The 11702-nt window shown below is 69.4% G+C and carries 13 protein-coding genes; 2 read left to right on the top strand and 11 right to left on the bottom strand.

Going from position 1 to position 11702, the window contains the following annotated elements; genetic code table 11:
* The 3 genes from moaA to fdhD are packed head-to-tail and all read right to left on the bottom strand — an operon-like array spanning position 1 to position 2420.
* Positions 1-1002, bottom strand: coding sequence for a GTP 3',8-cyclase MoaA (gene moaA / locus AC6CCG_RS06525; RefSeq protein ID WP_496653662.1), 1002 nt, complete (start codon positions 1000-1002; stop codon positions 1-3).
* 14 nt (positions 1003-1016) lie between these two features.
* Positions 1017-1544: a DoxX family protein gene (locus AC6CCG_RS06520; RefSeq protein ID WP_496653661.1), complete on the bottom strand. Its 528-nt coding sequence runs from the start codon at positions 1542-1544 to the stop codon at positions 1017-1019.
* Between the two features lie 33 nt (positions 1545-1577).
* Positions 1578-2420, bottom strand: a complete 843-nt coding sequence (gene fdhD, locus AC6CCG_RS06515) for a formate dehydrogenase accessory sulfurtransferase FdhD (protein ID WP_496653660.1) — start codon at positions 2418-2420, stop codon at positions 1578-1580.
* Between the two features lie 130 nt (positions 2421-2550).
* Between fdhD and AC6CCG_RS06510 the strand changes: the two genes are divergently transcribed.
* Both AC6CCG_RS06510 and AC6CCG_RS06505 read left to right on the top strand, forming a co-directional pair.
* Positions 2551-2841 (top strand): DUF6457 domain-containing protein, encoded by a 291-nt coding sequence (locus tag AC6CCG_RS06510; protein ID WP_496653659.1) that lies wholly within the window; start codon positions 2551-2553, stop codon positions 2839-2841.
* Complete coding sequence (locus tag AC6CCG_RS06505) at positions 2834-3625, top strand: SURF1 family protein (protein WP_496653658.1); 792 nt, start codon at positions 2834-2836, stop codon at positions 3623-3625. Before AC6CCG_RS06510 ends, AC6CCG_RS06505 begins: the two co-directional genes overlap by 8 nt.
* A gap of 1197 nt (positions 3626-4822) precedes the next feature.
* Here the strand turns inward: AC6CCG_RS06505 and AC6CCG_RS06500 are convergent.
* The 8 genes from AC6CCG_RS06500 to sufD form a co-directional block, all read right to left on the bottom strand.
* A complete protein-coding gene (locus tag AC6CCG_RS06500; protein ID WP_496653657.1) occupies positions 4823-5407 on the bottom strand; it encodes a helix-turn-helix domain-containing protein in 585 nt (194 codons plus the stop codon).
* 165 nt (positions 5408-5572) lie between these two features.
* Positions 5573-7171 carry an ABC-F family ATP-binding cassette domain-containing protein gene (locus AC6CCG_RS06495; protein ID WP_496653656.1) on the bottom strand — a complete coding sequence of 533 codons (1599 nt, stop codon included), beginning with the start codon at positions 7169-7171 and terminating at the stop codon, positions 5573-5575.
* Between the two features lie 117 nt (positions 7172-7288).
* Positions 7289-7675 (bottom strand): metal-sulfur cluster assembly factor, encoded by a 387-nt coding sequence (locus AC6CCG_RS06490; RefSeq protein WP_496653655.1) that lies wholly within the window; start codon positions 7673-7675, stop codon positions 7289-7291.
* A complete protein-coding gene (gene sufU / locus AC6CCG_RS06485) occupies positions 7675-8121 on the bottom strand; it encodes a Fe-S cluster assembly sulfur transfer protein SufU (RefSeq protein ID WP_496653654.1) in 447 nt (148 codons plus the stop codon). The genes AC6CCG_RS06490 and sufU overlap by 1 nt, the downstream gene beginning before the upstream one ends.
* The gene (locus AC6CCG_RS06480) at positions 8118-9380 is read right to left on the bottom strand and encodes a cysteine desulfurase (protein ID WP_496653653.1); all 1263 of its coding nucleotides are present in this window, start codon (positions 9378-9380) and stop codon (positions 8118-8120) included. Before AC6CCG_RS06480 ends, sufU begins: the two co-directional genes overlap by 4 nt.
* Positions 9373-10140 carry a Fe-S cluster assembly ATPase SufC gene (sufC, locus tag AC6CCG_RS06475; protein ID WP_496653652.1) on the bottom strand — a complete coding sequence of 256 codons (768 nt, stop codon included), beginning with the start codon at positions 10138-10140 and terminating at the stop codon, positions 9373-9375. Before sufC ends, AC6CCG_RS06480 begins: the two co-directional genes overlap by 8 nt.
* 21 nt (positions 10141-10161) lie before the next feature.
* Positions 10162-10491, bottom strand: coding sequence for a non-heme iron oxygenase ferredoxin subunit (locus tag AC6CCG_RS06470; protein ID WP_496653651.1), 330 nt, complete (start codon positions 10489-10491; stop codon positions 10162-10164).
* A complete protein-coding gene (gene sufD / locus AC6CCG_RS06465) occupies positions 10491-11675 on the bottom strand; it encodes a Fe-S cluster assembly protein SufD (protein WP_496653650.1) in 1185 nt (394 codons plus the stop codon). Before sufD ends, AC6CCG_RS06470 begins: the two co-directional genes overlap by 1 nt.
* Between the last annotated feature and the right edge of the window lie 27 nt (positions 11676-11702).

The following is an 11702-nucleotide window of genomic DNA, read 5'->3' as shown; positions in this document are numbered from 1 at the left end:
TCAGCCGCCGATCGCGGACATCGGGCGGTCCGGCTGCAGGAAGGTCGGGTCGTCGATGCCGTGGCCGGCCCGCTTGCCGGCGAGCGCGGCGACCCAGCGGTCGGCGATCTGCTCGTCGGTCCAGCCGGTCCGCAGCGGGGTGCGCAGGTCGGACTCCTCGCGGGCGAACAGGCAGTTGCGGAGTTGTCCGTCGGCGGTCAGCCGGACCCGGTCGCAGGCGCCGCAGAACGGGCGGGTCACCGAGGCGATCACGCCGACGGTGTCGTCGGTGCCGGCCACCCGGTACGTCTCCGCGGGCGCGCTGCCCCGGCGCAGGGCCTCGGCCGGGTCCTCGACGAGGTCGTACCGCTCGGACAGCCGGGCCAGGATCTCCTCGGCGGTGATCATCTCGGACCGCCGCCAGCCGTGCTGGGCGTCCAGCGGCATCTGCTCGATGAACCGCAGCCGGACGCCCTCGGCGAGCGCCCAGGCCAGCAGGTCCGGCGCCTCGTGGTCGTTGACGCCGCGCAGCAGCACCGTGTTGATCTTGACCGGCGACAGCCCGGCCTCCCGGGCGGCCCGGATGCCGGCCAGCACGTCGGGCAGCCGGCGGCGCCGGGTGATCTTGGCGAACGTGTCGGCGTCCAGGGTGTCCAGCGAGACGTTGAGCCGGTCCAGGCCGGCCCGGCGCAGCGCCCAGGCCCGGCGGTCCAGCCCGATCCCGTTCGTCGTCAGCGCGATCTCCGGCCGCGGCGCGAGGTCGGCGATGGCGGCGACCAGGCCCTCCAGGTTCTTCCGCAGCAACGGCTCACCGCCGGTCAGCCGGACCGTACGGACGCCGAGCAGCCGGACCCCGATGTCGATCAGGCGGACCGTCTCGTCGTCGGTCAGCAACTCGTCGCGGCCCAGCCAGTCCAGCCCCTCGGCCGGCATGCAGTAGTCGCAGCGCAGGTTGCACCGGTCGGTCAGGGACACCCGCAGATCCGTGGCCACTCTGCCGTAGCGGTCAGTCAGCGCACGCATCCGCCCTCCCCTCGCTACGATCTCGCCCGATCCATCGACCGGCTGTCCAGCGTGGCCTGCCGCTCGCTGATCACGTACGCGGCGAGCCCGAAGGTGACCAGGTAAGCCACCCGGCGCATCCACTTCTTGTTGAACACGTTGCGGGTCGCGTGGTCGAGCGAGAGCTTGCCCGGGCCGGTCATCGCGATCGCGGTCGCCGAGATGGCGTACGCGGCGGGCAGTTCGAAGCCGCCCTTGCTGTTGAAGTAGCCGTTGTCGACATGGGTCGTCGAGGCGACCGCCATCGAACTGGACACGGCGGCCGCGGCCGGGCCGGTGCCGAGACCGGCGGCGAGCATCGCCCCGCCGAGCGTCTCGCCGACTCCGGACAGCAGGGCGTTCCGGTCGCCCGGCTCGAACCCCTTGCTCTCCAGGCTCGCCGCCGTCGCCTCGGGGCCGGCGCCGCCGAACCAGCCGAACAGCTTCTGCGCGCCGTGGGCGAACACCGCGCCCCCGATGCCGAGCCGCAGCACCAGCAGACCAAGATCACGTGCGGATCCCATGCTTCTCCTCTCGGCTTCTCCCTATCCTGCGTGTCATTGCGTGACGCTACTACGCACGGCCACGACCCGATCCGGGTGGGTGTACACGTTCATCGATCCGCCGCGGACGAAGCCGGCCAGGGTCAGCCCGGAACGCTCGGCGAGCTCCACCGCGAGCGAGCTCGGGGCGGACACCGCGATCAACATCGCGATCCCGGCCAGCACCGCCTTCTGGGTCAGTTCGAAGGAGGCTCGGCCGGACACCACCAGGGCCAGGTCACGGGCCGGCAGCCGGTCCTGCCGGAGCGCCCAGCCGATCACCTTGTCGACCGCGTTGTGCCGGCCCACATCCTCCCGGACGCAGACCAGGTCGCCCGCCGCGTCCATCAGACCCGCACCGTGCAGCCCGCCGGTCTTCTCGAACGTCCGCTGCCGCTCCCGCAGCCGGTCCGGCGCGGCCGCGATCACCGCCCGGTCGATCCGCAGCTCGTCGGTCAGTTCGTACCGGCCGTCCCGCAGCACCTGGTCGATCGAGGTGGCGCCGCACAGGCCGCAGGCGCTGCTGGTGAGCACCTGGCGCCGCTGGGCGGCCGTCGGCGGCTCCACGCCAGCCGCCAGCGCCACGTCGAGCTGGTTGTACGGATTCTCGCCGTCCTCCCCCGCCCCGCCGCAGTAGCGGGCCGTCGTGACGTCGGCGACGCCGGTGATCAGGCCCTCGGCGTGCAGCAGGCCGTGCACCAGGTCGAGATCGTCGCCCGGCGTGCGCATCGTCACCACGAAGGGTTCGCCGTCGATCCGGAGCTCGAGCGGCTCCTCGACCGCGAGGACGTCGATCCGGCGCCGCTCCTCCTCGGCCGTCAGTCGAAGGACCGGATGCCTGCGGGTGAGCCGTCCCATACGGGTGAACCTAGTCGATCGTCGGGGTCTGCTCTCCGGTGCGGAGCCATGACCCGTGCGGGAGCGGGGCACCTGCTGCGTGCTGGGCAGTCGTCGTTGCCGGAAGTCGTCGCAACTATCCTCGTCAGTCATGGACCGCGATGAATGGCTGGCCGCCCTGTCCGCCCGGATCGGCACCGAGGACATCCCGATGGATGCCGATGCCATGCACATCGTGCTCGATCTGGCCCGCGACGCGGCCCATGAGGTGGAGCGCCCGGCGGCGCCACTGACCGCGTTCCTGGTCGGCGTCGCGGTCGGCCGCGGCGCCTCGCTCGGCTCGGTCGCCGCGCAGGCGACCGAGCTGCTCCTGGGCGACGCCCACCCGGCGGCAGGCGCCCAGGCGGCTGAGGGCACTGAGGAGGGCACGGCGGGTGTCTGACCCCAGCGGCACCGACGTCGAGGACGCGCGCCCGGCCCGCCCGCTCTGGGTGCGCTGGACGGCCTTGATCGTCTTCGTGATCCTGCTCGGCACCGCCTTCGTACTGCTCGGCCGCTGGCAGCTGGCCCGGCTCGACGAGCGGCGCGGCCACAACGCGCACACGATCGCGAACGAACAGGCGCCGGTCCGGCCGTACACCGAGGTGTTCACCCACCCGATCGGCGAGGACGACCAGTGGCAGCGGGTCGAGGCGGTCGGCACCTTCGATCCCGATCATCAGTTCGTGGTCCGGTTCCGCAACGGCACCGACCCGAACGGCGCCGAGGCCAAGGGCTACGAGGTCGTCACGCCGCTGCGCACCGACGCCGGCTGGGTGCTGGTGGACCGCGGCTTCATTGCGGTGCCGACCGGAGAGCCGCTGCCCACGGTGGCGCCGGCGCCGCCGGGCGGCCGGGTCCGGGTGATCGGCCACGTCCGCCGCAACGAGGAGGGCAGCGGCGGTGCCGTGCAGCCGTCCGACGGCCAGGTCCGCTTGATCAACTCGCCGGAACTGGCGAAGGCGCTGCCGTACCCGGTGCCGGACGGCTACATCGGGGCGCTCACCGTCGATCCGCCGCAGCAGGGCGACCTGACGCCGGTCCAGCTGCCCGAACTGTCCGACGGCCCGCACTTCTGGTACGCCGTCCAGTGGTTCATGTTCACCGCGATCGGCGTGGCCGGCATCGTGGTCTTCATCCGTGGTGATCTTCGCGAGCGCAAGGCACGCGCCGCCCGGACCGGGTGATCAGACCACGTTGATCACAGGAGATGTGCGCGACCCGGACACGCGGCCCTCGGGTGGTGAGCCTCATGGGTCATCAGACCGCCACGCCGTGATCACGTCTGCTCGGTGATCGGTTTCCTGCCGCGCGATCCGACGCGCTGCGGCATGTTCTGGGCCTCGTGGCGTGATCCCTGCAGCGGGATCGGCCACTGCGGCACGATCACGCCCCTGCGGCGTGTTCACGGCTCCCGTGCAGCGTGATCTGCCCCGCTACGTGATCAGAGCCCGGACAGCGTGATCAGCCCCATGCGACGTGATCGGCCCCTGCGACGTCATCGGCCCCCTGCCACGTGATCGGCCCCATGCGACCTGAGCGGCCTCCTGCGACCTGAGCGGGCCTCCTGCGACCTGATGGCTCCTCTGCGACGTGATCGGGCCCTGCAGCCCGATCAGCGACCCGCAGCGTGATCAGCGGCCCACTGCAGCGTGATCAGCCCCGACGCGATCAGACCCCCTGGCAGCGTGATCACCCCCTGCCACGTGATCGGGCCCCTGCCACGTGATCGGGCCCCTGCCACGTGATCGGGCCCCTGCCACGTGATCGACCCCCTGCCACGTGATCGACCCCCTGCCACGTGATCGACCCCCTGCCACGTGATCGACCCCCTGCCACGTGATCGACCCCCTGCGACCTGATCGACCCCCTGCGACCTGATCGACCCCCTGCGACCTGATCGACCCCCTGCGACCTGATCGACCCCCTGCGACCTGATCGACCCCCTGCGACCTGATCGACCGTCCTGCGACCTGATCGACCGTCCTGCGACCTGATCGACCGTCCTGCGACCTGATCGACCGTCCTGCGACCTGATCGACCGTCCTGCGACCTGATCGGCCCTCTGCGACGTGCTCGGGCCCTGCAGCCTGATCAGCGGCCCCGCAGCGTGATCAGCGGCCCGCTGCAGCGTGATCAGTCCCTGCGACGTGTTCGGGCCCGTGCAGCGTGATCAGGTCCGGTGCAGGGTGATCAGCCCCTGCGACGTGATCAGGCCCCTCGAGCGTGATCAGACGTCTGCAGCATGATCAGTGGCTCGCTCGGACCCAGGCCGTGATCAGGTCCGCCGCGTGATCAAGCCGAGTGCGATCGGCGCCGGGACGCGATCAGGCCCGGGTGGGAATCCCCACCCGGGCCTGATCAACGACCGTGCCGGACCGGCGTCAGCGCTTACGCGCCGTCTTCTTAGCCGGAGCCTTCTTGGCCGGAGCCTTCTTCGCCGGAGCCTTCTTCGCCACGGCCTTCTTGGCCGGAGCCTTGGCCACGGTCTTCTTCGCCGGAGCCTTCTTGGCCGGGGCCTTCTTCGCCGGAGCCTTCTTGGCGACCGTCTTCTTGGCCGGAGCCTTCTTCGCGGCAACCTTCTTGGCCGGAGCCTTCTTCGCCGGCGCCTTCTTGGCCGGGGCCTTCGCCACGGTCTTCTTCGCCGCCGTCTTCTTCGCAGCCGGAGCCTTCTTGGCCGGTGCCTTCTTCGCAGGAGCCTTCTTCGCCGCCGCCTTCTTGGCCGGGGCCTTCTTCGCCGCGCCGCGGGTCGCGCCGCCGCGGCCGCGGAGCTCTACCCCGGCCTCGACCAGCACGCCGTGCACGAAGCCGAACGAACGACCAGCGTCGTCAGCGATCTTGCGGATGCTCTCCCCGGACGCGTACCGCTTGGAAAACTGGCTGGCCAGCGTGTCACGCTGGGCGCCCGTGATGCGTGAGCCTTTAGCTAGTGCCTTGGCCACCATGCCCTCCTCGTACTTTGGGATCATCGCGCAGGGTCGCCCGATGACTTACAGGACTTATGATCGACATTTCAAGATCAGTGATCAATCATTTGTAGCACTTTTCGCGAACTTTTTTCCAATTCGCACCAAGATCAGCGGTGATTCCGCCTCGAATGAGGGGTGATCAACTGCTCGAACCGGCAACCTTGATCACGCGAGCGAGATCAACTCCGCGTACTCCGGACTCCAAAGATCTTCGGTTCCGTCCGGCAGCAGCAGCACCCGATCAGGATCGAGAGCGTGCACCGCGCCCTCGTCGTGGGTGACCAGGACGACGGCACCGCGGTACGTCCTGATCGCGTTCAGCACCTCGGCGCGCGAGGCGGGATCGAGGTTGTTCGTCGGCTCGTCGAGCAGCAGCACGTTGGCGCTGGAGACGACCAACATCGCCAACGCCAGGCGGGTCTTCTCGCCACCGGACAGGACAGCCGCGGGCTTGTCCACATCGTCGCCGGAGAAGAGAAACGAGCCGAGCACCTTGCGGACCTCGGTCTCACCAAGATCAGGAGCGGCCGACTTCATGTTGTCCAGCACCGAACGGTCCAGCTCCAGCGTCTCGTGCTCCTGCGCGTAGTACCCGAGCCGCAGGCCGTGACCGTTGTGCACCTGACCGGTGTCGGACTCCTCGAGTCCGGCCAGGATCCTCAGCAACGTGGTCTTTCCCGCGCCGTTGAGCCCGAGCACCACGACCTGGCTGCCCCGGTCGATCGCAAGATCGACTCCGGTGAACACCTCGAGCGAGCCGTAGTTCTTGCTCAGATCGCTTGCGGTCAACGGCGTCCTGCCGCACGGGGCCGGGTCCGGGAACCTGATCTTGGCGACCTTGTCGGCCACCCGGACCTCCTCCAGCCCGGACAGCAGCCGTTCGGCGCGGCGCGCCATGTTCTGCGCCGCGACCGCCTTGGTCGCCTTGGCGCCCATCTTGGCCGCCTGCGTGATCAACTGGTCGGCCTTCTTCTCGGCGTTCTTGCGCTCCCGCTTCCGCCGCTTCTCGTCGGTCTCGCGCTGCAGCAGGTACCGCTTCCAGTTCATCGCGTACACGTCCAGCACAGCGCGGGTCGCGTCCAGGTGGAACACCTTGGTCACGGTCTGGTCCAGCAGCGCGACGTCGTGGCTGATCACCACCATCCCGCCGGGATAGGTCTGCAGGAAGCCGCGCAGCCAGATGATCGAATCCGCGTCGAGGTGGTTGGTCGGCTCGTCCAGCAGCAGCGTGTCCGCGCCGGAGAAGAGGATCCGGGACAGTTCCACCCGGCGGCGCTGGCCGCCGGACAGCGTCCGCAGCGGCTGGCCGAGCACCCGGTCGGGCAGGCCGAGGTTGCTCGCGATCCGGGCCGCCTCCGCCTCCGCGGCATAGCCGCCCGCGGAGATCAACTCCGCCTCCGCCCGCGCGTACGCGTTCATCGCGCGATCGCGTACGGCGTCGTCGGCGTCGGCCATCTGCTGCTCGGCCCGGCGCAGCCTGCTGATCACCTGGTCCAGCCCGCGGGCGGACAGGATCCGGTCCCGGGCGAGCACCTCGAGATCACCGGTCCGCGGATCCTGCGGCAGGTAGCCGACCGAGCCCGGCCGCTGCACGGTCCCCGCCTCCGGCTGTCCCTCGCCGGCCAGGATCTTGGTCAGCGTCGTCTTGCCGGCGCCGTTCCGGCCGACCAGTCCGATCTTGTCCCCGGGAGCGATCTGGAACGAGGCATGCTCCAACAACAGCCGCGCACCCGCACGGACCTCAAGATCATGGGCAACTAACACGGGACAAGGGTTCCCCAGAGATCCGCCGGGGCCAAATCCTTTCCGGAATCACTCGCGCCCTGGGTCTGTCGAAGGGGCGGCCACAGCCAAGGCCCTTCGACAGGCTCAGGGCACGTGTCAGACGTTGAAACCGAGCGCGCGGAGCTGATCACGACCCTCGTCGGTGATCTTCTCCAAGCCCCACGGCGGCATCCAGACCCAGTTGATCCGCCAGTCGGTGACCAGACCCTCCAGGGCGGTGTTGGTCTGGTCCTCGATCACGTCGGTCAGCGGGCAGGCGGCCGAGGTCAGAGTCATGTCGATCGTGACGGAGTTGTCGTCCTCGACCGTGAGCCCGTACACCAGGCCGAGATCGACGACGTTGATCCCCAGCTCGGGGTCGACGACGTCCTTCATCGCCTCGGTGAGGTCCTCGACGGTCGGCTTGCTGGTCGGCGCCGGGGGCTGCGGGGTCTCCGACAGGTCGACCTCCGGCAGGTCGTCGCGGATCTGCTGCTCGGTCATCAGTTCTCCTCGTTCCCGCGGGCTTGCAGCACCGCGTCCTTGAAGGCGGACCAGCCGAGCAGGGCGCACTTCACCCGGGCCGGGAACTTCGCCACGCCGGCGAAGGCGATGCCGTCCTCCAGCCGATCCTCGTTCGGTTCGATCTCACCACGGCCCTGCATGAGTTCCAAGAACTCCTGGTGCAACTCCAGGCCGTCCGCGTACGGCTTGCCGATCACCAGATCGGTCATCACCGACGTCGACGCCTGGGAGATCGAGCAGCCGACGCCGTCGTACGACACGTCGGCGACCCGGTCGCCGTCCAGCTGCACGCGCAGGGTCACCTCGTCCCCGCAACTGGGGTTCACGTGGTGCACCTCGCTTCCGTACGGCTCGCGCAGGCCGCTGTGATGCTTCTCCCGGTAGTGGTCCAGGATGATCTCCTGGTACATGTCCTCGACGTTCACGCTTTACCTCGACCGAAAAAGTGCGTCACATATTCCAGGGAGTCGACGAGAACGTCGATCTCGGCCCGGGTCGTGTAGAGATAGCTCGACGCGCGGGTCGAGGACTGGACGCCGAACCGCTTGTGCAGCGGGCGGGCGCAGTGGTGGCCGCCGCGCACCGCGACCCCCTTGCTGTCCAGCAGCTGGCTGACGTCGTGCGGGTGCACGTCGAGGCCGCCGGCGGTCAGCGTGAACGAGATCGCGCCACCCCGGTCGACCGGCTCGGTGGGGCCCAGGACGCGCAGCCCCGGCACGGTGGCCAGGCCCTTCAGCGCGTACGCCGTGATCTCCTGCTCGTGCGCGGCCACCTTGTCCATCCCGACGGCGGACAGGTAGCCGGCCGCGGCGCCGAGCCCGACCGCCTGCGCGATCGGCGGCGTGCCGGCCTCGAAGCGGTACGGCGGCAGAGCGAAGGTGGAGCGCTCCAGCTCGACGACCTCGATCATCTCGCCACCGCCCAGGAACGGCGGCAGGGTCTCCAGCAGGTCGTAGCGGCCCCAGAGCACGCCGATCCCGGTCGGGCCGAGCATCTTGTGCCCCGTGAAGGCCACCAGGTCGGCTCCGGTGGCCGTGACGTCGACCGGGAGCTGCGGGACCGCCTGCGAGGCGTCCAGGACCAGCACGGCGCCGACCGCGTGGGCCAGTTCGCCGATCTCGGCGACCGGGTTGACCGTGCCCAGCACGTTGGAGACGTAGGTCACCGAGACGATCTTGGTCCGCTCGTTGATCAAGCCGTCGCGCTCGGCGCCGGCCAGGTCGAGCCGGCCCTCCTCCGTCACGTCGAACCAGCGCAGCGTGGCGCCGGTCCGCTCCGCCAGCAGCTGCCAGGGGACGATGTTGGAGTGGTGCTCCATCACCGAGATCACGATCTCGTCGCCCGGAGCAAGCTTGGCGCCGAGCGTGTGGGCGCACAGGTTGAGCGCCTCGGACGCGTTCTTGGTGAAGATCACCTCGTCCGGCCGCGGGGCGCCGATGAAGCCGGCGATGATCCGCCGGGCTCCCTCGTACGCCTCGGTCGCCTCGGAGCCCAGCTGATGCATCGCCCGGGCCACGTTGGCGTTGTGGTACAGGTAATGATCTTCGATCGCCTCGACCACACAGCGCGGCTTCTGCGACGTGTTGGCCGAGTCGAGGTAGACCACGTCCCGGCCACCCACCTGGCGTTCCAGGATGGGGAAGTCGGCCCGGAGGTGGTCGACGTCGAACGCGAACTCAGACACTGGCCCGCGCGGCCTTCACGTAACGGTCGTAGCCCTCGGCCTCGAGCCGCTCGGCCAGTTCCGCGCCATCCTGCTCGGCCACCCGGCCGGCCACGAAGACGTGCACGTGGTCCGGCTTGATGTAGCGCAGGATCCGCGTGTAGTGGGTGATCAACAGCACGCCGCGGTCGCCCTGGGCGCTGTAGCGGTTGACCCCGTCGGAGACGATCCGCAGCGCGTCGATGTCCAGGCCGGAGTCGGTCTCGTCCAAGATCGCGAACTTCGGGTTCAGCAGCTCCAACTGGACGATCTCGTGCCGCTTCTTCTCGCCACCGGAGAAGCCCTCGTTGAGGCTCCGGTTGGCCATCTCGGGGTCCATGTCGACCCGCTCCATGGCAGCGTTGACGTCACGCGCCCAGGTGCGCAGCTTCGGCGCCTGACCGTCGACCGCGGTCTTGGCGGTGCGCAGGAAGTTGGACACCGAGACGCCCGGCACCTCGACCGGGTACTGCATGGCCAGGAACAGGCCGGCCCTGGCGCGCTCGTCGACGGTCAGGCCCAGGATGTCCTCGCCGTCCAGCGTCACCGAACCCTGGGTGATCGTGTACTTGGGGTGGCCCGCGATCGAGTAGGCCAGGGTCGACTTGCCGGAGCCGTTCGGTCCCATGATCGCGTGCGTCTCGCCGCTGTTGATCGTGAGATCGACACCCTTGAGGATCTCCTTGGTGCCGGCTTCGGTCTCGACCGTCACATGCAGGTCGCGGATCTCGAGATTGGACATGGTGGGGCTGTGACTCCTGGTCTAGTTCGTTGCAGAGTTGGGGTTGGTGACGTCGACCAGAACCTCGCCGTCGACGATCTTGCAGGGATAGACGGCGACCGGTTCGGTCGCGGGCAGGCCGAGCGGCTCGCCGGTCTTCAGGGAGAACCGGGACCCGTGCAGGTAGCACTCGATCTCGCCGTCGCCGACATCGCCCTCGGAGAGCGGGATCGCGGCGTGCGAGCACTCGTCGGCGATCGCGTAGTAGGCGCCGCCCGAGTGGACGATCGCCAGTTCATGATCATCGACGTCGACGGGGATCGCCGACTCCGGTTCGACCTCGGCCGCCGAACAGGCCCTGATGTAGGTCATCAGGATGCCGCCGGCAGGCCGATGTTGATTGCGAGCTCCGCCTCGACCGCCTGCATCAGCTTGTCCTCGACGGCCGGGATGCCGATCTTACGGATGATGTCGGCGAAGAAGCCGTGCACCACCAGGCGGCGGGCCTCGGCCTCGTCGATGCCGCGGCTGCGCAGGTAGAACAGCTGCTCGTCGTCGAACCGGCCGGTGGTCGCGGCGTGGCCCGCACCCGCGATGTCGCCGGTCTCGATCTCGAGGTTCGGCACGGCATCGGCCCGGCAGCCGTCGGTCAGCACGAGGTTCCGGTTGGACTCGTACGTCTCGATGCCCTCGGCCGCCTTGCGGATCAGCACGTCACCGATCCAGACCGCGTGCGCACCCTCGCCCTGCAGCGCGCCCTTGTAGTCGACGTTGCTGCGCGACTTCGGCGCGTTGTGATCGACGAACAGCCGGTGCTCCAGGTGCTGCCCGGCGTCGGCGAAGTAGAGCCCGAGCAGTTCGGCGTCGCCGCCGGTGCTCTCGTACGCGACGGAGGCGTTCATCCGGACCAGGTCGCCGCCGAACGAGATCGCGACGTGCCGCAGGGTGGCGTCGCGGCCGACCAGGGCGTGCTGCGAGGTGTGGTGCACCGCGTCGTCGGCCCAGTCCTGCACGCTCACCACGGTCAGCTGGGCGCCCTCACCGACGACGATCTCGATCACGTCGGCGACGGTCGCACTGCCCTCGAAGCGGAGCACCACGGTCGCCTTGGAGAACGGCTCCGCGACGATCACCGCATGCCCGGCGGACGCCGTCTCGGTGCTCGACCCGACGTGGGTGATCACCGCCGCGTCGTCCACCACGGCCTCCTTGGCGACCTTGATCACGGTCACCGTCTCGGCCGCCTGCCAGGCCCGCGCGCTGATCCGGTCCGCCGGCACGTAGCCGCTGGACCCGACCACCGCGTCGTCGGCCGGCACCTCGGCCACCGTGACACCCTCGGGCAGCACGGCGTCGAGCGTGATCGCGCCGCCGCCGAACGGGGCGTCCTTGTGCAGGCCGCGGAGGCGCTTCAGCGGGGTGAACCGCCACACCTCCTCGAGCCCGGTCGGCACGGCATGATCATCGACCGCGAAGGACCCTTCCGGGTGCAGGTGGCTGGCCACCCGGTCGCTGGTCTCGACCGCACCAGCGACGTTCGGGGTTGTCGTCGTCACAGTTTCGCTTTCTGTCTTTGGTCTTGT

Source organism: Microlunatus sp. YIM B11417 (assembly GCF_059617205.1).
This window is presented reverse-complemented; position numbering and strand designations above follow the sequence as displayed.

What these genes read in the sequence shown, in the direction of transcription:
- moaA (WP_496653662.1), bottom strand. Translation starts at nt 1,002, where the DNA reads ATGCGTGCGCTGACTGACCGCTACGGCAGAGTGGCCACGGATCTGCGG.
- AC6CCG_RS06520 (WP_496653661.1), bottom strand. Translation starts at nt 1,544, where the DNA reads ATGGGATCCGCACGTGATCTTGGTCTGCTGGTGCTGCGGCTCGGCATC.
- fdhD (WP_496653660.1), bottom strand. Translation starts at nt 2,420, where the DNA reads ATGGGACGGCTCACCCGCAGGCATCCGGTCCTTCGACTGACGGCCGAG.
- AC6CCG_RS06510 (WP_496653659.1), top strand. Translation starts at nt 2,551, where the DNA reads ATGGACCGCGATGAATGGCTGGCCGCCCTGTCCGCCCGGATCGGCACC.
- AC6CCG_RS06500 (WP_496653657.1), bottom strand. Translation starts at nt 5,407, where the DNA reads ATGATCCCAAAGTACGAGGAGGGCATGGTGGCCAAGGCACTAGCTAAA.
- AC6CCG_RS06490 (WP_496653655.1), bottom strand. Translation starts at nt 7,675, where the DNA reads ATGACCGAGCAGCAGATCCGCGACGACCTGCCGGAGGTCGACCTGTCG.
- sufC (WP_496653652.1), bottom strand. Translation starts at nt 10,140, where the DNA reads ATGTCCAATCTCGAGATCCGCGACCTGCATGTGACGGTCGAGACCGAA.
- AC6CCG_RS06470 (WP_496653651.1), bottom strand. Translation starts at nt 10,491, where the DNA reads ATGACCTACATCAGGGCCTGTTCGGCGGCCGAGGTCGAACCGGAGTCG.